General features: G+C 66.5%; 17 protein-coding genes. All 17 read left to right on the top strand.

Features of this window, described 5'->3' with window-relative positions:
* The first annotated feature begins 31 nt into the window (after window positions 1–31).
* On the top strand, window positions 32–826 hold the full coding sequence (locus BWQ93_RS09230; RefSeq protein WP_335694881.1) for a 2-keto-4-pentenoate hydratase: 795 nt from the start codon (window positions 32–34) through the stop codon (window positions 824–826).
* Window positions 827–849: 23 nt separating this feature from the next.
* On the top strand, window positions 850–2,166 hold the full coding sequence (locus BWQ93_RS09225; protein ID WP_077030290.1) for an MFS transporter: 1,317 nt from the start codon (window positions 850–852) through the stop codon (window positions 2,164–2,166).
* On the top strand, window positions 2,163–3,575 hold the full coding sequence (gene uxaC, locus BWQ93_RS09220; RefSeq protein WP_077030289.1) for a glucuronate isomerase: 1,413 nt from the start codon (window positions 2,163–2,165) through the stop codon (window positions 3,573–3,575). The genes BWQ93_RS09225 and uxaC overlap by 4 nt, the downstream gene beginning before the upstream one ends.
* Complete coding sequence (locus tag BWQ93_RS09215) at window positions 3,572–4,894, top strand: mannitol dehydrogenase family protein (RefSeq protein ID WP_077030288.1); 1,323 nt, start codon at window positions 3,572–3,574, stop codon at window positions 4,892–4,894. Before uxaC ends, BWQ93_RS09215 begins: the two co-directional genes overlap by 4 nt.
* Before the next feature lie 59 nt (window positions 4,895–4,953).
* A complete protein-coding gene (locus BWQ93_RS09210) occupies window positions 4,954–5,289 on the top strand; it encodes a DUF485 domain-containing protein (RefSeq protein ID WP_232314778.1) in 336 nt (111 codons plus the stop codon).
* Window positions 5,286–6,998, top strand: coding sequence for a cation acetate symporter (locus BWQ93_RS09205; RefSeq protein WP_077030287.1), 1,713 nt, complete (start codon window positions 5,286–5,288; stop codon window positions 6,996–6,998). Before BWQ93_RS09210 ends, BWQ93_RS09205 begins: the two co-directional genes overlap by 4 nt.
* 238 nt (window positions 6,999–7,236) lie before the next feature.
* Window positions 7,237–9,528 (top strand): TonB-dependent receptor, encoded by a 2,292-nt coding sequence (locus tag BWQ93_RS09200; protein WP_232314777.1) that lies wholly within the window; start codon window positions 7,237–7,239, stop codon window positions 9,526–9,528.
* Between the two features lie 3 nt (window positions 9,529–9,531).
* Window positions 9,532–10,830 (top strand): spinster family MFS transporter, encoded by a 1,299-nt coding sequence (locus BWQ93_RS09195; RefSeq protein WP_077030285.1) that lies wholly within the window; start codon window positions 9,532–9,534, stop codon window positions 10,828–10,830.
* A complete protein-coding gene (locus BWQ93_RS09190) occupies window positions 10,827–12,452 on the top strand; it encodes a carboxylesterase/lipase family protein (RefSeq protein WP_077030284.1) in 1,626 nt (541 codons plus the stop codon). Before BWQ93_RS09195 ends, BWQ93_RS09190 begins: the two co-directional genes overlap by 4 nt.
* Window positions 12,449–14,029 (top strand): AMP-binding protein, encoded by a 1,581-nt coding sequence (locus tag BWQ93_RS09185; RefSeq protein WP_077030283.1) that lies wholly within the window; start codon window positions 12,449–12,451, stop codon window positions 14,027–14,029. Before BWQ93_RS09190 ends, BWQ93_RS09185 begins: the two co-directional genes overlap by 4 nt.
* 52 nt (window positions 14,030–14,081) lie before the next feature.
* Entirely contained in the window at window positions 14,082–14,756 is a 675-nt protein-coding gene (locus BWQ93_RS09180; RefSeq protein WP_232314776.1) for a TetR/AcrR family transcriptional regulator, read from the top strand.
* A gap of 90 nt (window positions 14,757–14,846) precedes the next feature.
* Window positions 14,847–15,755: an SDR family NAD(P)-dependent oxidoreductase gene (locus tag BWQ93_RS09175; RefSeq protein WP_077030281.1), complete on the top strand. Its 909-nt coding sequence runs from the start codon at window positions 14,847–14,849 to the stop codon at window positions 15,753–15,755.
* A gap of 67 nt (window positions 15,756–15,822) precedes the next feature.
* Entirely contained in the window at window positions 15,823–17,310 is a 1,488-nt protein-coding gene (locus BWQ93_RS09170; protein WP_077030280.1) for a carboxylesterase/lipase family protein, read from the top strand.
* A gap of 4 nt (window positions 17,311–17,314) precedes the next feature.
* Window positions 17,315–18,088, top strand: a complete 774-nt coding sequence (locus BWQ93_RS09165) for an SDR family NAD(P)-dependent oxidoreductase (RefSeq protein WP_077030279.1) — start codon at window positions 17,315–17,317, stop codon at window positions 18,086–18,088.
* A 122-nt stretch (window positions 18,089–18,210) separates the two neighbouring features.
* Complete coding sequence (locus BWQ93_RS09160) at window positions 18,211–20,343, top strand: TonB-dependent receptor (RefSeq protein WP_156878189.1); 2,133 nt, start codon at window positions 18,211–18,213, stop codon at window positions 20,341–20,343.
* A gap of 2 nt (window positions 20,344–20,345) precedes the next feature.
* Window positions 20,346–21,749: an FAD-binding oxidoreductase gene (locus BWQ93_RS09155; RefSeq protein ID WP_077030278.1), complete on the top strand. Its 1,404-nt coding sequence runs from the start codon at window positions 20,346–20,348 to the stop codon at window positions 21,747–21,749.
* Window positions 21,749–23,047, top strand: coding sequence for an MFS transporter (locus tag BWQ93_RS09150; protein ID WP_077030277.1), 1,299 nt, complete (start codon window positions 21,749–21,751; stop codon window positions 23,045–23,047). Before BWQ93_RS09155 ends, BWQ93_RS09150 begins: the two co-directional genes overlap by 1 nt.
* Window positions 23,048–23,094: the final 47 nt, after the last annotated feature.

Below are 23,094 nucleotides of genomic sequence, written 5' to 3'. Positions count from 1 at the left end.
TGTCTCTTACAGGAATTTCCGGATGAGGGAAATGACAAAGATGCTGGCAACGAGCGAACAACAAGCCATAGCCAAGGCGTTTCTGGCGGCACGGTCTGCAAAGACACCGCTTACCGACTATCCCGGCGCGATGCCGCAGGCGCTGGACGAGGCCTATGCGATCCAGGACAGCGCGATCGCGCTCGACGGGCGATCGATCGGCGGCTGGAAGGTCGGGCGCATCGCCGACGACCTCGTCGCACGCTATGGCGGCAACCGCATCGCCGGCCCGATCTTCACCGACGAGATCATCGACGCCGCCGATGGCGACGTGCCCGCGATGCCCGTCTATGGCGCCGGTTTCGCCGCCGCCGAGGCCGAGGTGCTGCTGCGCTTCGGCGACGTCGACACGCGCGACTATGACATCGTCTCGATCCGCGATGCAATCGCCGAGGTGCGCACCGGGATAGAGATCGCGAGTTCGCCCTTTCCGGGCATCAACCAGCACGGTCCTGCGGTCACCGCGTCGGATTATGGCAACAACAAGGGGCTGGTGCTCGGCCCACCGATCGCCGGCTGGCGCGACGCCGACCTGATCGCGATGCCGGTCGAGTTCCGTATCGACGGCGAACGGATCGGCGCGGCGACGATGGAGGCGATGCTCGACGGCCCCTTCGGGTCGGCGCTGTTCCTGACCCGCGTGTTGCGTGCGCGGGGTATCGCGATCGCGCCCGGGACCTGGGTTTCGGCGGGCGCGATCACCGGGGTTCACGAAATTCGCCCCGGCCAGAGTGCCGAGGCGCTGTTCGACGGAAAAATCCGCGTCAGCTGTACAATTACAGGCTAATCAGGCCAAAACGGGAGAGATACATGGCACAGGCAATCGCGGACGGAGGTGCGGCGTCGCCGGTGCCCCGGGCGGGACGGTATCGCTGGCTGATCGTCGCGCTGCTCTTCGCCGCGACCACGGTCAATTACATCGACCGCACCATGCTCGGCCTGCTCAAGACCGATCTCACCGGCGAATTCGGGTGGAGCGAGAACGACTATGGCAACATCGTCACCGCCTTCCAGGCCGCCTACGCGCTCGGTTTCCTGGTCATGGGCTGGCTGATCGACCGCTTCGGGCCGAAGGTAGGCTATGCCATCGCGATCAGCATCTGGACCGTCGGCCATGTCGCGCATGGTTTCGCCTCGTCGGTAGCCTCCTTTATGGCGGCGCGGGTCGTCCTGGGTGTCGGCGAGGCGGGGCATTTCCCGTCGGTCGTGCGCGCGTCGAGCGAATGGTTCCCGCAAAAGGAACGCTCCTACGCCATCGGCTGGGTCAACAGCGCGACGACGATCGGGGTGATCCTGACCGCGCCGACGATCTGGCTGTTCATGGTCTGGATGGGCTTCGACTGGCGCCAGACCTTCATCTACACGGGCGCTTTTGGCGTCGTCCTACTGCTGCTCTGGCTCTGGCTGTACAGCAACCCGCGCGAGAGCGGGAAGGTCAGCGAGGCCGAGCTCGCGTGGATCGAACATGATCCGCCCGAACAGATCGAGCGTCTCGGCTGGAGCGCGATCGTCACCAAGCGCGAGGCGTGGGCCTATGCGATCGGCAAGTTCCTGACCGATCCGGTGTGGTTCCTGATGCTCTTCTGGCTGCCCAGCTATTTCATCGCCACCTATGATGTCGACCTGAAGGTCGTGCTGCTGCCGATGATCATCATGTACCTGCTCTCGGACGTCGGCAGCATCCTTGGCGGCTGGGTATCGTCGAAGCTGATCCAGCAGGGCCATAGCGTCAATTTCGCGCGCAAGGTCACGATGCTCGGCGCCGGCTGCTGCGTCCTGCCCTTGCTGTTCGTCACCGGGCTCGAGAATATGTGGCTCGCGGTGGTGCTGATCGGCATCGCGCTCGCGGGGCACCAGGCCTTTTCGTCGACGATCCTCTCGATCCCGCCCGACATGTTCCCCAAGCGCGCGGTCGGTTCGGTAATCGGTCTCGGTGGCTTCGCCGGCGGCGTCGGCGGCATGATCATGGCCAAGTCGACGGGGCTCGTGCTCGATGCGACGAATGGCAATTACACGCTCATTTTCGCGGCCTGCACGACCGTTTATTTCCTCGCGGTGCTGGCGATCCACCTGCTCAGCCCGCGTCTTGCGCCCGTCACCGTCGAAAGCGAAGCAAGCCCCGCATGATCCGTCCGCTGGCCCTGAACCCCGATCGCCTCTTTCCGTCGGACCCGGGCCAGCGCGATATCGCGCGGCGGCTCCATGCCGAGGTTGCGGCGCTTCCGATCATCAGCCCGCACGGGCACACCGACCCCAGCTGGTTCGCTGGCAATGCGCCGTTCGGCAATGCCGCCGAGTTGCTGCTGCACGCCGACCATTATGTGTTCCGCATGCTCTATTCGCAGGGGGTGTCGCTCGATGCCCTTGGCATTCGCAACCCCGATGCCGACCCGCGCGAGAACTGGCGGCTGTTCGCGCAGCATTACCATCTGTTCCGCGGCACGCCGTCGCGGATGTGGATGGATTGGGTGTTCGCCGAGGCGTTCGGGATCGATGTGCAATTCGAAGAGGCGACGTCGGATCTATACTATGACCTGATCACCGAAAAGCTCAGCACCGACGCTTTCCGGCCGCGCGCGTTGTTCGACCGCTACCGGATCGAGGTGATCGCGACGACCGAGAGCCCGATCGATACGCTCGAGCATCATGCGGTGATCCGCGCCGCCAATGAAAGCGGCGAATGGGGCGGGCGGGTGATCACCGCCTATCGCCCCGATCCGGTGGTCGATCCCGAGTTCGAGGGTTTTCGCGACAATTTGAAGCGCTTTTCGGAGCTTTCGGGCGAAGATGCGTTCTCCTATGACGGCTATCTCGCCGCGCACCGCAACCGCCGCGCCTTTTTCGCGAGCATGGGCGCGACCTCGACCGACCATGGCCACCCGACCGCGGCGACCGCCGACCTGTCGGACGCCGAGGCCGAAGCGCTGTTCGCGCGCGTCACCGGCGATACCGTCAGCGCCGCCGATGCTGAGCTGTTCCGCGCGCATATGCTGACGGTGATGGCGGGGTTGAGCCTCGACGACGGGCTGGTGATGCAGATCCACCCCGGCGCGTTCCGGAACCACAACCCGTGGCTCTTTGATCATTATGGCCGCGACAAGGGCGCCGATATCCCGACGAGCACCGACTATGTCCATGCGCTGCGCCCGCTGCTCGGCAAATATGGTAATGAAGAGGGGATGACGATCATCCTCTTCACGCTCGACGAGACGAGCTACGCGCGCGAACTCGCGCCGCTCGCGGGCCATTATCCGGCGCTGAAGCTCGGCCCCGCCTGGTGGTTCCACGACAGCCCCGAGGGCATGCGGCGGTTCCGGAGCCAGGTCACCGAGACTGCGGGCTTCTACAACACCGTCGGTTTCAACGACGACACGCGCGCCTTCCTGTCGATCCCCGCGCGGCACGACGTCGCGCGGCGCATCGACTGCGGTTTCCTCGCGCAGCTCGTCGCCGAGCACCGGATGGAAGAATGGGAGGCGGCCGAACTCGCGACCGACCTCAGCTACCATCTTGCCAAGGCCGCGTACAGACTGTGAGACTGTCGCCCGAGACCGTTCTGCCCGCATCGGTCGGGCGCCCGGCCTATGACCGCTCTGCGCAGGTCGTGGGCATCGTGCATATCGGCATCGGCGCCTTCCACCGTGCGCATCAGGCGGTCTATACCGACGATGCGATGGGCGCGGGCGAGCGCGACTGGGGTATCGTCGGCGTGTCGCTGCGTTCGGGCGATGTTGCGGCGCAGTTGGGCCCGCAGGGCGGTCTCTACACCGTCGCGACGCGCAGCGCGGCGGGCAGCAGTTTGCGGGTGATCGGCGCGGTACAGCAGGTGCTCGTCGCGTCCGAAGAGCCGCAGGCGGTGGTCGACGCCATCGCGGCGCCGGCGACGCAGATCGTCAGCTTCACGGTGACCGAGAAGGGCTATCTGCGCGCCGCCGACGGGTCGCTCGATCTTGCCGCGGCGAAGGGGTCTTCGAGCCTCTATCGCTTCGTCGGCGCGGCGCTGGCGGCGCGGCACGCGGCCGGGTTACCCGGGCTGACTTTGCTCAGCTGCGACAATCTGGCGAACAATGGCGCGGTGCTGCGCCGGCTGATGCGCGATTATCTGGCGGCCGAGCATGGTGGGCTCGCCGGCTGGTTTGACGCCCAATGCCGCTGCCCCGCGACGATGATCGACCGCATCGTGCCTGCGACGACCGACGCCGACCGCGCGGCGATCGAGGGCGAACTCGGCGTGCGCGACGAGGGCGCGGTGGTTGCCGAGGGCTTCAGCCAATGGGTGATCGAGGATGATTTCGCCGGCTCGCGCCCGCGCTGGGAGGCGGTCGGCGCCGAGCTGGTGACCGACGTCGCGCCCTATGAGACTGCGAAGCTGCGAATGCTCAACGGCGCGCATTCGGCGCTAGCCTATATCGGGCTGGGGAAGGGGCACGAGTTCGTGCATCAAGCCATCGCCGATCCCGAAATCCGTCCGGTGATCGAGCGGCTGATGCGCGACGAGGCCGCGCCGACGATCGACGCTGCGCCGGGGCAGGACCTGTCCGCTTATGCCGATGCCTTGCTCGAACGTTTCGCCAATCCGGCGTTGCACCACCGGCTGATCCAGATCGCGATGGACGGCAGCCAGAAAATCCCGCAGCGCTGGCTCAAAACGCTCGCCTGGCACCAGCGGCGCGGGAAGCGCTGTCCGTCGATCGAGGCCGCGGTCGAGGCGTGGATCGCCTTCCTGCGCGGCGGGGCGCACCCCATTGACGATCCGCTCGCCGACAGGTTGCGCGCGGCGGTGGCGGGCCCCGATCCGATGCAGGCGCTGTTCGGCGACGGCGGCTTGCTCGCTTCGGAATGGCTGCCCGATTAAGCGCTTGGGTTTGCGGCGCGCTCCCCGCATAGAGGCGTTCCAAAGCAGGGAGAGGCGCCTTGGAACAAGAATATGGGTCGCAGGACAAGACGGCGGGGCACGTCCACGCGATTGAGACTGACGAGCGTTATCAAAGGCTGGTGACGACGCGCTCGCGCTTCGGCTGGCGGCTGACGATCCTGATGCTCGCCATCTATTTCGGCTATATCCTGCTGATCGCCTTCGAGCCGCATATCCTCGCGCGCCCGCTGTGGCCGGGGGTGACCTCGCTCGGCATTCCATTGGGGCTCGGCGTGATCGTCGCGGGAATCCTGCTCACTGCCGTCTACGTCCGCCGCGCGAACAAGGTGTTCGACCGCGACCTCGACGCGCTGCGCAAGGATTATGGCGCATGAGCCGCTTTCCGATCACCCGTACCGCGCTGATCGTGCTGGCGCTCGGCTGGCCCGCGGTCGCGGCGGCCGACGCGCTGACCGGGCAGACCGAGCAGCAGGCGGCGAACTGGCCCGCGATCCTGATGTTCAGCGCCTTCGTGCTCGCGACGCTCGGCATCACGCGCTGGGCGGCGGGGCGGGTGCGCAGCGCATCCGATTTCTACACCGCGGGTGGCGGCATCACGGGGTTCCAGAACGGGCTGGCGATCGCCGGCGACTATATGTCGGCCGCTTCTTTTCTCGGCATTTCGGCACAGATCTTCGCCGACGGCTATGACGGGCTGATCTATTCGACGGGCTTTCTCGTCGGGTGGCCGATCCTGCTCTTCCTGCTCGCCGAGCGGCTGCGCAACATCGGCCGTTATACCTTCGCCGACGTCGCGAGCTTCCGTTTCGCGCAGACCCCGGTGCGCCTGTTCGCGGCGTTCAGCACGCTCGCGGTCGTGCTCTTCTACCTGATCGCGCAGATGGTCGGCGCGGGGCAGCTGATCAAATTGCTGTTCGGGCTGCCCTACACCTATGCGGTGCTGATCGTGGGCGCGCTGATGACCTGTTATGTCCTCTTCGGCGGGATGGTCGCGACGACCTGGGTCCAGATCATCAAGGCGGTGCTGCTGCTCGGCTGCGCGAGCTTCATGGCCTTCATGGTGCTGTGGAACTTCGGTTTCTCGCCCGAGGCGCTGTTCGCCAAGGCGGTCGAGATCAAAACCGGGATCGCGGCGGCGGGCGGGGCCAGCTCCGACGAAGCCGCGGCCAAAGGCCTGTCGATTATGGGGCCGGGCGGCTTCATCAAGGACCCGCTGTCGGCGATCAGCTTCGGCATGGCGCTGATGTTCGGGACCGCCGGCCTGCCACACATTTTGATGCGCTTCTTCACCGTTCCCGATGCCAAGGAGGCGCGCAAGTCGGTGCTGTGGGCGACGGGCTGGATCGGCTATTTCTATATCCTGACCTTCATCATCGGTTTCGGCGCGATCACTTTCGTCGCGTCGAACCCCGATTATCTGATGCCCGACGGCAGTTTGCGGGGCGGCGGCAATATGGCGGCGATCCACCTCGCGACGGCGATCGGCGGCGACGTCTTCCTCGGCATCGTCAGCGCGGTCGCCTTTGCGACGATCCTCGCGGTGGTCGCTGGACTGACCTTGTCGGGGGCGTCGGCGGTGTCGCACGACATCTATGCCTCGGTCGTGAAAAAGGGCGAGGCCAATTCGACCGACGAGCTCAAGGTCTCGCGCTATACCGTGCCGGTGCTTGCGCTGATCGCGATCATCCTCGGCATCGCGTTCGAGAAGCAGAATGTCGCCTTCATGGTCAGCCTGGCCTTTGCGCTCGCGGCGTCGGGCAATTTCCCGGTGCTGGTAATGTCGCTCTTGTGGAGCGGCTGCACGACGCGCGGCGTCGTGGTCGGCGGCTTCGTCGGCGTGCTGCTGGCGCTCGTGCTCACGATATTGTCGCCGGCGATCTGGGAGGCGGTGCTGGGCTATGAAGGCGCGCCCTTCCCGTATAGCTCGCCGACGATCTTCTCGATGACCGCGGCGTTCCTGACGATCTGGCTCGTGTCGCTCGCCGACAAGAGCGGGCGGGCGGCGGTCGACCGGGCGGGTTATCCGGCGCAGCGCGTGCGTGCCGAAACCGGCATCGGCGCGGCGGGGGCTTCGGACCACTAAAGGGCGAATCAGCGCAGAGATTTTTCGCGTCCGGTCCGGCCGGGCGGCGATGGCGCGCGCCCATTCGATCCCGTTTCACGGCTGATTTCTGCCAAACTTCATCCATAAATCGCCGCTCTCCATAATATTCACACTCGTGAGAGTGAATATTGACTCGGTCCCGAACGACGGGCATAAACGCCTCCGATGCCGACATCCGATCGGCGCGATATGGGAGAGCGTGATGAGGGGAATCTTCTTGGCGTCCGTCGCTGCGACGGCGTTGTTCACCATTCCGGCCGTTGCCATGGCGCAGGACGCGGACACCACCGCGCCGCAGGCGGAGGGCGAAGACGACGACGGGTCGATCATCGTCACCGCGACGCGCCGCGCCGAGCGCATCCAGGACGTGCCGCTCAGCATCTCGGCCTATTCGCAGGAAGAGCTGACCGAAAAGGGCATCGTCGGTTACGAGGGTATCGGGCGCGAGACGCCGGGCGTCGTGCTCAACAAACCGACCGCCAACTTCAACAATTTCACCGCGCGCGGCATCGCGACCAACGGCTATAACGCCAATCTGCAGAGCTCGGTCGCCATCTATATCGACGAGCTGCCGGTCTCGACGATCGGCAACACCACCGTCGTCGATCCGAACCTGTTCGACGTCGAGCGCGTCGAGTTCCTGCGCGGGCCGCAGGGCACGCTCTTCGGCTCGGGCTCGCTCTCGGGCGCGATGCGCATCCTGCAGAAGAGCCCCGACCTCAATGATTTCGACACCGCGGCGCTCGTCGATTTCGGGCTGACCGGCTCGGACAGCTTTCGCCAGCGCTATAATGCAATGGTCAATGTGCCGCTGGTCGAGGACAAGCTCGCGGTGCGCGCGGTCGGCTTCTACCGCAACGAGGAAGGCTATCTCGACAATGTCGGGACGGGGGTGAAGAATTCGAACACATTGATCGATTATGGCGGTCGGCTGATCCTGATGTGGAAACCCACCGACCGGCTGTCGATCAAGCTGCTCGGCAGCTATGAGAACAGCAATCCCAAGGACAGCTCGCTGACCAGCCCGTCGCTGGGGCGCAACAAGCGTATCTCGGACGAGCCCGACCGCTTCACCGGCAAGCAGGCGATTGCGAACGCGACGATCGATTATGAGTTCGACTTTGCCAAGCTCACCAGCTCGTCGACCTATTCGGATTTCGACCAGCGCTTCTATGTCGATCTCGCGGGCACCTTCCCGCCGGGATCCTTCCCCGGGGCGCCGATCGCCTTCGGGCTCGACGCCGACGCTTATGACAAGGTGTTCGTACAGGAAACGCGGCTTGCCTCGACGCTCGACGGGCCGTTCCAGTTCGTGCTCGGCGGCTTCTATCTGAATCGTCGCCGCGACGTCGATTTCCTCTATCGCTCCAACCTCGATTTCTTGGCAGCGCGCGGAATTACGGGGCTCCCCGACAAATATTTCCAGAAGCAATATACGCACTCGATTAGCGAGGAACTCGCGGGCTTTGGCGAGCTCACCTATCGTTTTTCGGATAAATTCTGGCTGACCGGCGGCATGCGTTATGGCGAAACTTCGGCACAGAGCTTCACCGAGGCGGGTGGTTATCTGGCGACGGCCGCTGGGTTCAACTATTACACCTATGCGCTTTTTAACATTCCCGTGAACTTCGACCCTTCGACCTTCACCGCGTATGCGGCAGCCGCAGGTCTCAAGGCCAAGGGATCGAAGCCGTCGTGGAAAGCGAGCGCCACGTTCAAACCCAGCGACACGCTGACCACCTATGCCACCTTTGCGACCGGCTTTCGCGCCCCGATCGTCAATGCTTTTGCGGGACGGCCAAGCCTTGTCGACGATACCGACATCATCATTCCTTTCGGCGCAAGCTCCGACAGCCTGAAAAGCTATGAGGTTGGCGCGAAGGGCCGCTGGCTCGGCGGGCGCGTGTCGATCAACACCGCCTTCTACCTGATCGACTGGAGCAACATACAGGCGCAGGCGAACCGCGTGTCGGACTCGGTGCAGTTCGCGACCAACATCGGCGCGGCGCAGAGCAAGGGGTTCGAGTTCGAGGTAGCGGTGGTTCCCGCCACGGGCTGGTCGATCGGCTTCAACGGCGCCTATAACGACAGCAAGATCACCAGGCTCTCGCCCGCCGAGGCGGCGATTTCGGGCGCGGTGCTCGGGCACCGGCTGTCGGCGCCGCGGATCCAGGGGTCGGCCTATATGAGCTATAATTTCAAGATCGGGTCCGACGTCGACGCGATGCTGGCGGTCAATGCCCAGCATATCGGGTCTTACAACAGCAGCTTCCCGAACACCCCGGGCGCGCCCAATGTTCCGCTGTCGACCTTTGGCAAGACCGACGCGTACAGCAACGTCAATATGAGCGTCGGGCTCAAAAAGGGCGATCTGTCGGCGCAGCTTTACGTGGAAAATCTCTTCGACGATCATTCGATCACCTATATCCACCCCGAGGCTTTTCTGGTGAGCCGCTTCGGCACGATGCGGCCGCGGACCTTCGGCATCCGCCTCGGCTACAGCCTCTAAGCCGTGGCGACCGACACGCGCCCGCCTTCCGCTACGAGGTCGGCCGCACGGCCCGGCTTCGTGCTGGGCATGCTCTGCTTCGTCTATGTGCTGAACTTCCTCGACCGGCAGCTGCTGTCGATCCTGGCGAAGCCGATCCAGGACGCGCTCCAGATTAGCGACGGCCAGCTCGGGCTGATCAGCGGGCTCTATTTCGCGATGTTCTATTGCTTCATCGCGATCCCGGTCGGCTGGTTCGCAGACCGGACGAGCCGTGTCGGCGTGCTGTCGGTCGCCTGCGCGGTTTGGAGCGGGGCGACCGTGGCGTGCGGGATGGCCGCGAACTATACCCAGCTCGCGATCGCGCGCATGGTCGTGGGCTTCGGCGAGGCGGGGGGCGTGCCGCCCTCCTATGCGATCATCACCGACACCTATCCGCCGGGCAAGCGCGCCGCGGCGCTGGGCATCTTCAACCTCGGCCCCGCGATAGGCGCGGCGGCGGGCGTGGCGTTCGGCGCGGCGATCGCCGAGAAATTCGGCTGGCGCATCCCCTTCATCGCGGTGGGCGCGATCGGGATCGTCACAGCGCTGGTCGTGTGGCTGACGGTGCGCGAGCCGAGGCGCGGGGCGACCGACGCGGCGGCGGCTGTTTCGACCGCGCCTGCGGACGACAAGGCGGCCTTCTGGCCGACGGTGCGCATGTTCCTGTCGCACCCGATCCTGATGCTCGCCGCGCTCGGCGGCGGCGCGACGCAGTTCGTGACCTACGGCCTCGGCAATTTTGCGGTGCTGTTCCTGATGCGCGAAAAGGGGATGGAGCTGGGCGAGGTCGCGATCTGGTACGCGCTGGTGCTGCTGATCGGCATGGGCGGCGGGATGATCGTCTCTGGCCGGGTGATCGACCGGATGGTCAAGAAATCGCGCACCGGTTATGCGATCGCGCCGGCGCTGTCTTTGGTCGTCGCGATGCCCTTCTATCTCGCCTTCGTCTGGGCGCCGGGGTGGCCGCTGGCGCTCGCGCTGCTCACCGTGGTGATGGTGTTCAACTATTTCTACCTCTCTGCCTCGGTCGCGCTGGTGCAGGAGGAAGTGAAGCCGAACCAGCGCGTGCTGGCGGGCGCGCTGCTGCTGCTGATCATGAATTTCATCGGGCTGGGGCTGGGGCCGACGTGGGTCGGCTTCGCGAGCGACTGGTTCACCGCGCAGGGCGAGGCGCATGGGCTGCAATCGGCGCTCTACACGCTGACCCCCTTCTACATCGTCGCGATCGGGCTGTTCCTGTGGCTCGCGGCGCGGCTCCGCCGGCAGGAGGCCTTGGCATGAAGGCGACAGCGAGCGCGATGGCGGCGGTGGGGCTGGCGATCGCAGTGCCTGCGCTTGCGGCGCCGACCGTCGAGGCGCCAGCCGGGACGGTAGAAGGCAAATCGGTCGGCAAGCTCAGCGTGTTCAAGGGCATTCCCTACGCCGAGGCGCCCGTGGGCCCGCTGCGCTGGAAGCCGCCGGTGGCGCTCCCCGCCTGGCCGGGCGTGCGCAAGGCGCAGAGCTTCGGCGCCGCGTGCATCCAGCCGCGCCCGCCCGCGATCGGCATCTACACCAACCCGCCCGCCAAGATGTCCGAGGATTGCCTGACGCTCAACATCTGGGCGCCCGAGGGTGCGAAGGATGCGCCGGTGATCGTCTGGATCCATGGCGGGGCTTTGACCAACGGCTATAGCCACGAGCCGATGTACGACGGCGCGAAGCTCTCGGCGCGCGGCGCGGTGATCGTGTCGATCAACTATCGGCTCGGCGCGCTCGGTTATATGGCGCACCCCGAACTCAGCAAGGAATCGCCCGACGGCGTGTCGGGCAATTACGGGCTGCTCGACCAGATCGCCGCGCTCGAATGGGTGAAGGCGAATATCGGGGCGTTCGGCGGCGACGCGGGCAATGTCACCATCGCGGGCGAGTCCGCGGGCGCGCTGAGCGTCATGTATCTGATGACGGCGCCCAAGGCGCGCGGGCTGTTCCACAAGGCAATCGCGCAGAGTGCCTATATGATCTCGACGCCGTCGCTGCGCGAGGCGCGGCATGGGGAGGTTCCCGCCGAGACGATGGGGACGAAGGTCGCCGCCGCGCTTGGCGCTGCCGACCTCGCGGCGCTGCGCGCGATGGACGCGACGGCTCTGAACGATGGCGCGCTCAAGGCGGGTTATTTCCCGTGGGGCACGATCGACGGCAAGATATTGCCGCGCCAGCTGGTCGACAGCTTCGACCGCGGCGAACAGGCGCCGGTGCCGATGATCGCGGGGTTCAACATCGGTGAGATCCGATCGCTGCGCATGCTGGCGCCGCCGGCCCCTGCCAATGCGGCGGTCTATGAAGCGGCGATCCGCGAGCGCTATGGTGACCTCGCCGATGGCTGGTTGAAGCTCTATCCCGCGAAGGATCTGGGCGAGGCGGTGATCGCTACGACGCGCGATGCGCTGTACGGCTGGACCTCGGAGCGGCTCGCGGTGAAGCAGAGCGGGCTCGGGCAGAATGCCTATCTCTACCTCTTCGACCATGGCTATCCCGCGGCGAGCGAGGCGGGGCTGCACGGCTTTCATGCGGCCGAAATTCCCTATGTCTTTGGCACTGCGACCGACACGCCGCCCTACTGGCCGAAGATCCCCGATACGGTGGCCGAAAAGCGCTTCGCCGCCGCCATGGGCGATTATTGGGTGTCCTTTGCGCGCACGGGCAAGCCCGAGGCGGCGGGGCAGGCTGCTTGGAGGCCCTATGGCAGCGATGCCGCTTTCCTCGCCTTCGCCGATATCCCGCGCCCCGGCGTGCGGCTGATGCCCGGCATGTACCGGCTGCACGAGGCGGTGATGTGCCGCCGCCGCGCCGCGGGCAATATCGCCTGGAACTGGAACACAGGCATCCTCTCGCCGGTGCTGGCCAAAGGCGCCGATTGTCCATGATCGACGGTAGCATGCAGGATTATCCGCTGACGCTGAACCGCTTCCTCGACCATGCCGCACGCTGGCACGGCGAGGCCGAGGTCGCGAGCGCGCGCGAGGATGGCAGCGTGGCGCGCGTCAGCTATGCGATGCTGCGCGAACGCAGCATGGCGATCTCGTCTTTGCTCGCGGGCTTCGGGATCGCACAGGGCGACCGCGTCGCGACGCTGGCGTGGAACAGCGCGGCGCATGTCGAGCTCTGGTATGCGGTGATGGGCATGGGCGCGGTGTGCCACACGCTCAACCCGCGGCTGACCGGGCCGCAGCTCGCATCGATGGCGGTGCAGTCGGGGGCGAAGATCCTGGCCGCGAGCGCCGACCTGCTGCCGCTGGCCAAGCTGATCGCCGAGCGCGCGCCGGGGATGGAGCGGATATTGCTGATCGACGGTGCGGGCGAGGGTGGGGCGAGTGTGCCCGTCGCCGCGCTCGAAGACCTGATCGCCGATGCGCCGGGTGGGGCGGTGTGGGGCGATTTCGCCGAGACCGCGCCCGCCGGGCTCTGCTTCACCTCGGGCACAACCGGTGCGCCCAAGGGAGTGACCTACACCCATCGTGGCAGCTTCCTCCACACGCTGCGCTCCTTGCAAGCGGACGTCATGGCCTTCACCGGCCGCGATGCGGTGCTGGCGGTGGTGCCGATGTTCCACGCCAATGCCTGGGGCCTGCCCTTCGCGCTCCCCGCGGTCGGCGGCAAGCTGGTGCTGCCAGGGCGGCAGGCCGACGGGGCCAGCCTCGCGCGGTTGATTGCCGCGGAGGGCGTCACGATCGGGGTCGGGGTGCCGACGGTGTGGCTCGGGCTGGTCGAGCACCTCGAAGCAGTGGGCGGCGAATTGCCGTCGCTGAAGCGCCTGATCGTCGGCGGGGCGCCGATGGCGCCGGCGCTGATGGCGCGGCTCGAGAGCCGGATCGGAGTCACGGTGCAGACGAGCTGGGGGATGACCGAATTGTCGCCGCTCGGCGTCATCGCGCCGCCGGGCGACCCTTTGCGCAGCGCTGCGGTTTCGGGGCGGCCGGCGATCGGCGTCGACCTGCGGCTGACCGATGCGGGCGGCACGCCGCTGCCCGAACAGCGCGGCGGCGAGGGGCATTTGTATGTGCGCGGCGCGTCGGTGGTCGACCGCTATTTCGGCGAGGAGGCGCCCGCGACCGATGCCGAGGGCTGGTTCCCGACCGGCGACCTCGCGCGGATCGACGCCAGGGGCAATCTGATCATCACCGGCCGCGCCAAGGATCTGATCAAATCGGGTGGCGAATGGATCAACCCCGCCGAGATCGAGGCGGTGGTCGGGGCGCTGCCGCAGGTGTCGCTGGCGGCCGTCATCGGGCGGCAGGATGCCAAATGGGGCGAGCGCCCGGTGCTGCTGGTCGAGATGCGCGGTGGCGAGGAGATCGACGACGCCGAATTGCTCGCGCCGCTAAGTGGACGCGTGGCGCCGTGGTGGATCCCCGACGCCGTCGTGCGGCTCGACGCCATGCCGCTGGCGCCGACGGGAAAAATCGATAAGATTCGGCTCAGGAACGACTATGGAGCCTATTGAAAGAGCATCGTCGCGCGGCGGCGAAGAACGGGGATCGGATTTGGGACCAGTGGTGGAACAGGCGAAGGTGCGGAAGCGGTCGACCAAGGCCGAACAGCGCGCCGAGACGATCGAGCAGATGCTCGACGAGGCCGAATATCTTTTTTCGAAGCATGGCTTGCACGGCGTGACGCTGAAGGATGTCGCGAAGCGCGTCGGCGTGCACCACACTTTGCTGAACTATTATTTCGAGGACAAGAAGAGCCTGTTCGACGCGGTCTTCGCGCGGCGCGCGGTGGTGACGAGTGAGCGGCGGATGAAGGCGCTCGACGATTATGAGAAGGCCGCGGGCAGCAAACCGACGGTCGAGGGTGCGCTGCACGCCTTTCTCGACACCGACCTCGACCTGTATATCCACGGCGGCGAGGGGTGGAAGAATTACGGCGCGCTTGGCGCGCTGGTTGCGAACACCCCCGAATGGGGCGCCGATCTGATGGACAGCCATTTCGATCCGGTGGTGCTGCGGCTGATCGACCTGCTCAAGAAGGCGCTGCCCGACTGCGCCGAGCGCGATATCTTCTGGGGCTATCATTTCGTCACCGGGGCGCTGATGGTCACGCTAGCGCGGACCGGGCGCATCGACAAATTGTCGGGCGGCGTGTGCAAGTCCGAGGATTTCGAAGCGATCAAGGCGCGCATGGCCTCGTTCATGGCCGCGGGTTTCCTGCAGATCTGCAAGCCGGCCTGAGGCGGTAAGGAGGCGTGCGTGCGCTTCCTGGCCGCCCGCGTAGCAAGATCAACATTAACTAACCAGAGAGTGAATGAAGGAGTTTGCGGGATGACGACATCGGAACCGGATTCGCCGCTAGGCGGCCGCGTGGCGATCGTGACGGGTGCCGGGGGTGGGCTCGGCCGGGCGCATGCGCATTATCTGGCAAGCCAGGGCGCGTCGGTGGTCGTCAACGATCTGGCGCTCGAGCCTGCCGAGGCTGTGGCGCGTGAGATCGCGGCGGCGGGCGGCACCGCGCTCGCGGTCGCGGGTTCGGTGACCGACGAGGCCGCGGTCGCGGCGATGGTGGCCGAGGTGCTCGATCGCTGGGGCCGGATCGACATATTGATCAACAACGCCGGCATCCTGCGCGACAAGAGCTTCGCCAAGATGAGCCTCGACGATTTCCGGCTGGTGGTCGACGTCCACCTGGTCGGCGCGGCGATCTGTTGCAAGGCGGTGTGGGAGGTCATGCGGGCCCAGCAATATGGCCGCATCGTGATGACCACCTCCTCGTCGGGGCTGTGGGGCAATTTCGGCCAGGCCAATTATGGCGCGGCGAAGATGGCGCTCGTCGGGCTGATGCAGACGCTGGCGATCGAGGGCGAGAAATATGGCATATGCGTCAACGCGCTTGCGCCGACCGCGGCGACGCAGATGACCGAAGGCGTGCTGGCGGACGAGAGCCTCGCGGCGCTCGATCCCGCGCTGGTCAGTCCCGCGCTGCTGCTGCTCGTCGCCGACGCGGCGCCGACGCGGACGATCCTGTGTGCGGGGGCGGGGCACTTCGCGGCGGCCGAGATCGGCCTGTCGCAGGGCCTGTATATCGGCGCGGGCGCCGATGCGGGGCAGCGGCTGATCGAGGCTTTGCCGCAGGTGACGGAGCGCGACGGCGCGATCATCCCCGCCTATGGCTTCACCCAGGCCGAGCGCGAGGTGGCGAGCGCTGCGGCGGCGCGCGACCGCGCGCTGGCATAGTCAAACCGGCGAAGGGCACAGCATCGCCCGCTGCCCGGCGGCGGCGCGGCGTGATAGCCCTTGGGGCATGACCGACGCGACTCCGACCGATCCGATCGCCCGAACCGAGGCGGGCCAACTGCGCGGCCGCGCCGACGGGGGCATCGTCCGCTATCTCGGCATTCCGTATGCCGCGCCGCCGCAGCGCTTCGAACTGCCGCAGCCGGTCGCCGCATGGGACGGGGTGCGCGATGCGGTCGATCCGGGGCCGACCGCGCCGCATGTGATCCGTGACTTTCCCGCGATCGACATCGCGCCTCTCGTCGGCAGCGGTTCGGACGGCGGCGACGGCGATTATCTGCGCGTCAATGTCTGGGCGCCGAAGGACGCCAAGGCCGCGCCGGTGATGGTCTTCATCCACGGCGGCGGCTTCGTGGTCGGCAGCAAGGATGCGCCGGTCAGCGACGGATCCGAATTCGCGCGTTCGGGCGTGGTTTGCGTCGCGATCAACTATCGGCTGGGGATCGACGGTTTCCTGCCCGTGCCGGACGTGCCGACCAATCTGGGGCTGCGCGACATGATCTTCGCGCTCGGCTGGGTGCAGCGCAATATCGCGGCCTTCGGCGGCGATCCGGCGAATGTCACAGTCTTCGGCGAGAGCGCGGGGGCGATGGCGATCGCCGACCTCGTCACCTCGCCGCTGACGAAGGGGCTGTTCGCGCGCGCGATCGTCGAGAGCGGCCATGGCGCGATGGTGCGCGATGTCGCGGTGGCGCAGCGGCTGGTGAAGAAGCTCGCCAAGCTGCTCAAGGTCAGCCCCGACGCCGACGGGTTCCGTAGCGTGCCGCACGCGGCGGCGACGGCCGCGATCGAGAAGCTCGGCAAGCCCTGGGCGATCGACCTGCGTGATGCGGATGGGCGCGAGCCGGTCTATGGGATCAGCCGCTTCATCCCCGTCTACGGCGACGATGTGCTGCCAGAGAAACCGCACGATGCTTTGCGCAAGGGGGCGGGAAGCGACGTGGAGGTGCTGATCGGCAGTAATACCGAGGAGATGAACCTTTATTTCGTGCCTACGGGCGTGAAGCGGAAGATCGGCGGGCTGTTCGCGCGTTGGCTGCTCGGGCGCTCGATGCCCGACGCCAAGGGAGCGTTGCTCGCTTATGGCTACAAGCAGAAGGGTGTGCGGCCGGGACAAGCGCTGACCGACGCAATGAACGACCTCGTCTTCCGCTGGCCCGCGCGACAATATGCCGCGGCGCACCGGGGCAAGACGTGGATGTACGAGTTCGACTGGCGCTCGCCCGCTTGCGGGGGCGAGCTGGGCGCGTGCCACGGGATCGAGCTGCCTTTCGTGTTTAAGACGCTGGCGACTGCGACGGGCCCCAAGGGGTTGGCAGGTGAGGCACCGCCGCAGGATCTTTCCGAGCGGGTGCATAAGATCTGGGTCGGCTTTGCGCGCGATGGATCACTGCCGTGGGCCGAGTTTGGCGCCGACCGGCAGGTCTACCAGCTGGAACGCGGCGAAGCGATTTCCGAGCCGGTGATGCCAGCCGCCGCCTTCGTTCCGGAGTAGGCCGATGTATCTCGACAAATTGCGCCTCGATGGGCGCACCGCCTTCGTCACGGGCGGGGCGCAAGGGATCGGCCTTTGTGCTGCAGACGCGCTCGCCGAGGCCGGGGCGCGGGTGACGATCGCCGATCGCGATGCCGCAGCACTCGAACGCACGGTCTCCGAGCTCGCGGCCAAGGGTTACACCGTCCCTGCCGAGCAGCTCGACGTCACCGACAGCGCGGCGGTCACCGCCGCCGCCGATGCGATGCTCGCGCGCGAGGGGCGGATCGACGTCCTGGTCAACAACGCCGGAATCGCGCGCAGCGAAACCGCGGCCGAGGATGTCGCCGACGAGCATTGGCTCAATGTGCTCGACGTCAATCTCAACGGCAGCTTCTGGTGCGCGCGCGCTTTCGGGCGGCACATGCTGGCGGCGGGGCAGGGGAGCATCGTCAACGTCGGATCGATGTCGGGCGTCATCGTCAACCGCCCGCAGCCGCAAAGCTATTATAATGCGTCGAAAGCGGCGGTGCACCAGCTGACCAGGAGCCTCGCCGCCGAATGGGCGCCGCGCGGCGTGCGCGTCAATGCGGTCGCGCCGACCTATATCGCGACCCCGCTCAATGCCTTCGCCGACAAGGAGGGGGAGATGTATAAGCGCTGGATCGACGGCACTCCGCAGGCGCGGCTCGGCGAGCCCGAGGAGGTCGCCGCGGTGATCCTGTTCCTGGCGTCGGACATGGCGAGTTTGATGACGGGAAGCATCGTGCTGGCCGATGGTGGGTATAGTTGTTGGTGAGATAAGCCCAGCAAAATCCCTCTGCCGATCGGCACAATCGCCGACCTTTCATATAGGTCTAAAAGCTGTCAGATAGGTTACCGCAGGGCGGCCGCGACCGTCTCTTTTGGGGAAGATGCCTGATGACCAAATATCGTTTCGCCATTGCCTCGTCGTTCGCGCTTGCCACCATGCTCGCCGCGGCGCCCGTCCATGCGCAGGAAACGCCCGCCGCGGCGACTGCCGAGGGCGAGGATGACGGCATCATCGTCGTCACGGCGCGCAAGCGCGACGAGACGCTGAGCGACGTGCCGATCGCGGTCACAGCGATCACCGGCGACACGCTGGTCGCGCGCGGCTTCAATTCGGTGCGCGAGGCGGCGGTGCTGTCGCCGGGGCTCAACATCAACAGCGACGGCAGCGGCCGCGCCTTCGTCTCGATCCGCGGTGTCGGCGTCACGCTGGTGCAGAGCGTGCAGCCCGGCGTCGGCCTGTTCATCGACGGCATCTATCAGCCGAACACCGCCTATCTCAACAACCCGCTGGTCGACGTCGACCGGATCGAGGTGCTGCGCGGGCCGCAGGGTACGCTGTACGGCAAGAATACGCTCGGCGGCGCGATCAATGTCATCACGCGCCAGCCGGGCAACGACCTCGAAGTGCGCGCGAACGGCAGCTATGCCGGCCCCGACGACAGCTGGATGGTGTCCGGCTCGGTTTCGGGCCCGGTGATCGAGGATGTGCTGGCGGTCCGCGTCGCCACGGCGCACCGCGAACAGGACGGGTTCCTCACCAACGTCATCCTGAACGAGGATGCCAATCCGCTGAACACCGACTCGCTCAATGGCACGATCCGCTTCACCCCGGGCGATGCGATGACCTTCACTGTGAAGGGCTATTACGACTGGGTCGACGGCGTGAACACGCCCTATGCCCGCGTCACCGGCCCGCGCGACTATTCGCGCGACATCCAGTTCAACGCGCTGCAGCGGGTGAAATTCCGCTATCGCGGCGTCAACGCCAAGCTCGAGCTGCCGATCGAGTCGATCGGTTCGACGCTGGCGCTGATCGGCTCCTATGATGCGCGCAGCGGTCGCGCCGCGGACAATGACGTCGATTTCGGTCCGCTCAACATCGCGCGCTCGACCGGCAGCGACGAGCTGCGCACCAAAACCGTTGAGCTTCGCCTCGACAGTCAATGGTCGGACCAATTCTCGTCGCTGTTCGGGCTGTTCTACAGCCGCGAGAACACGCGCGCGCTCGACGTCACCAACATCATCCCCTTCGGGCTGGTCCGCACGACGACCAACCGAACGAGCGCCGACACCTATGCCGCGTTCGGCACCCTGTTCTGGAAACCGACCGACGCGTGGGAAGTCGCGCTGGGTCTGCGCTACGATCGCGAAAACCGCGCCGCCAACGGCACGGTGCTGATCAACGGCGCCGGCGGTCCGCTGCCCGAGGCGCGGATAAAGTCGAACGAATGGCAGCCGAAGCTGACAGTCACGCGCAAATGGGACAATGGCCTGATGACCTATGCCTCGGTCGCGCGCGGCTATCGCGGCGGCGGCTTCAACGCCCCGACCGCGCCCTTCCGCACCTATCAGGGCGACTCGGCCTGGACGTACGAGGTCGGTGCCAAATATGCCGCGCCCAGCTTCAACCTGTCGGGCGCGGTCTTCTACAATGATTACAAGGACTATATCGGCCTGAACTCGATCGCGCCGGCGAACGGCGGCGGGCTGGTCACGGTCGATCTCAACACCGGCGACGTCGAAAGCTATGGCCTCGAACTCGAAGCGATGGTGCGGCCGGTGCAGGCATGGACGCTCCGCGGTAGCCTGACGCTGATGCACGCGCGGCTCACCAACACCGACGCCTATACCGCGACCACCGACCGCGTGCTGTCGTCGGACCGGCTGACCTTTCAGCCGGACTGGCTCGCGAGCTTTTCGAGCGACTATCGCATCGAGACCGGCGGCGACAGCGATCTGACCTTGAGCGCAGGGCTGGTCGGCAAGGGCAAGCGGCTCGCCGCGACGCTGAACGAGACGACGCCGACCTTCCTCGACAGCTATTGGCTGACCAATGCGTCGATCGCGTACCGCACCGGGCCGGTCGAGGTCGCCTTGTTCGGGAACAACATCTTCAACACCGAATATTTCGAAAGCTACATCGACAAGACGACGCTCCAGCTGGCGAACCTGCCGGCTTCGGATCTCGGCATCACTGGCGACCGCCGCCGTTACGGCGTGCGCGCCAGCCTGAAGTTCTGACCGTGGCGGGGACGGTTTACCCGGGGGGACGAAAGCCGCTCCCCGCCGATCTGGTGGGGGCGCTCGAACAGCGGTTCGGGGACCGCTTCGAGCGCGGTCAGGCGGTGCTCGGGCAGCACGGTGCCAGCGAAAGCCATTTCGCGCCCGTGCTGCCCGACGCCGTGGTCTTCGCGTTATCCACCGACGAGGTCGTCGCGCTGGTGACGCTCTGTTCGGCGGCCGACGTGCCGATCGTGCCCTTCGGCGCGGGCACCTCGATCGAGGGCAATGCGTTGGCGATCCACGGTGGCATCTCGCTCGACATGAGCCGGATGGACCGGGTGATCGCGGTGCATGCCGAGGATTTCGACTGCGTCGTCCAGCCGGGCGTGCGGCGCGAGGAGCTCAACCTGCACCTGCGCGACCAGGGGCTGTTCTTCCCGATCGATCCCGGCGCCAATGCGACGATCGGCGGCATGGCCTCGACGCGCGCGTCGGGGACCAACGCGGTGCGTTACGGGACGATGAAGGATGCGGTGCTGAGCCTCGAGGTGGTGACGCCGCAGGGCAAGGTGATCCGCACCGCGCGCCGCGCGCGCAAGTCGGCGGCGGGTTATGACCTCACGCGGCTCTATGTCGGGTCCGAAGGCACGCTGGGCATCATCACCGAGGTGACGCTGCGGCTGCATCCGGTGCCCGATACGATCTCGGCGGCGGTGTGCAGCTTTGCGACCCTGCCCGGCGCGGTCGATACGGTGGTACAGGCGATCCAGTGCGCGGTACCGCTGGCGCGCGTCGAGATCCTCGACAAGAAACAGATGGCGGCGGTCAACCGCTGGTCGAAGCTCGACTATCCCGAAGCGCCGACGCTCTTCTTCGAATTCCACGGCAGCGCCAATCATGTCGCCGAACAGGTCGAGACGGTTAAGATGCTCGCCGAGGCCAATGGCGGCAGCGACTTCGCCTGGTCAAACCGGCCCGAGGAGCGCACCAAGCTGTGGCGCGCGCGGCATGAGGCCTATTACGCCGCAGTCAACATGCGCGCCGGCGCGATCGGATGGGCGACCGACGTCTGCGTGCCGATGAGCCGGCTCGCCGAATGTATCGCGGAGACCTATACCGATCTCGAGGCCTCGACGATCCCGTCGACGATCCTGGGGCACGTCGGCGACGGCAATTTCCACGTCGTCTTCTCGATCGATCCGAATGCGCCCGAAGAGATGAAGGAAGTCGAGGCGATCAACGCGCGGCTCGTGGAGCGCGCGCTCGCGATGGACGGCACGTGCACCGGCGAGCATGGCATCGGCATCGGCAAGCAGCAGTGGCTCGTCGCCGAGCTGGGCGATGCGGTGGGGCAGATGCGGCTGATCAAGCGCGCCTTCGACCCGCAGAATTTGCTCAACCCCGGCAAGATCTTCGCGCTGTGATGGCGAGCCAGGCCGAACCGCTCGCGCCGCCGACGCGGCTTTCCGCCGCCGCGGCGCCGTTGCTGCTGCTCGCGCTGGTCACCACCGTGGCGTTCACCGCGCTCGGCAGCTTTGGGACGATCCAGGAAAGCGCCAAGGCCGAAATGGGGCTCAGCGACGATCATCTCGCGCTGATCCAGGGGCTGGGCGCGGCAGTGCCGATGGTGCTCTTCTCGATCCCGGTCGGTATCCTCGTCGACCGCCGCAACCGCGTAAGGCTGACGATCGGGCTCGGCATCTTGTGGACGCTCGGCACTCTGCTCACCGCTTTTGCGCCCAATGCCGCGCTGCTCACCGCGGCGCGGATGCTCACCGGCATCGGCTCGACCGGGTCGCTGACCGCCGCTTTGTCGCTTTGCGCCGATTATTGCGCCGCCGACCAGCGGGGGCGGGCGATGCTGATCGTCAATCTGGGCAAGGCGCTCGGGGTCGCGCTCGGCTTTGCACTGACCGGGTGGCTGTTCGGTTTCTTCACCGATTTCGCCGGACCGGGATGGTTAGAGGGCATGGCGCCCTGGCGGAGCGCGCATGTCGCGCTCGCGGCGATCAGCGCGCTGCTGCTGTTGCCGCTGCTCTTCCTGCGCGAACCCGAACGGCGCGAGGTCGAGGCGAGCCCCGACGCGCCGTTCAAAGTCGTCGCAAACGAACTCTGGTCGCGCCGCGCCTTCCTGATCCCGCTGTTCGCGGGGCAGGTCGCGGTGGTGATGGCCGATGTCGCCGCCACCGTCTGGATCGCGCCCGTGCTCTCGCGCGATTTCGGCCTCGCGCCGCAGGATTTTTCGGGCTGGGTCGGCGCCTTGCTGTTCGGCACCGGGGTCGTGGGAGCGATCGTCGGCGGCTTGTCGGCCGACTGGGGCCAGAAGAGCGGGCGCCGCGGCGGCCTGCTGTTCGGCGCGGTGATCGCGGCGGGGATCGGCGTGCCGGCAGCGCTGTTCCCGATCATGCCCAGCGTCACCGGGGTCGCGGTGATGCTCGGGATCATCTCGGCGGCGGGCGCGGTGACCGGGCTGGTCGTCTCGGTCGCGCTCACCGTCTATATCCCGAACGAGCTGCGCGGGCTGTGCATCGGCGCGTTCATCGCGGTCGCGGGGCTGATCGGCTTCGGGCTCGCGCCGTGGATCGTCACCCGCGTCAGCGCGATGATGGGCGGCGAGGCGATGCTGGCCGAGGCGCTCGCGCTCGTCGGCGTGATCGTCAGCGCGCTGTCCTTCGTGGCCTTCTGGCTGGCGATGCGGCGCGCGCCGGAACCTGTCAGATAGGTCTTGCCAAAGCTGTAAGATAGGTCTATAGGCGGTCGCGGGAGAAA

Source organism: Sphingopyxis sp. QXT-31 (assembly GCF_001984035.1).
GTDB lineage: Bacteria > Pseudomonadota > Alphaproteobacteria > Sphingomonadales > Sphingomonadaceae > Sphingopyxis.
This window is presented reverse-complemented; position numbering and strand designations above follow the sequence as displayed.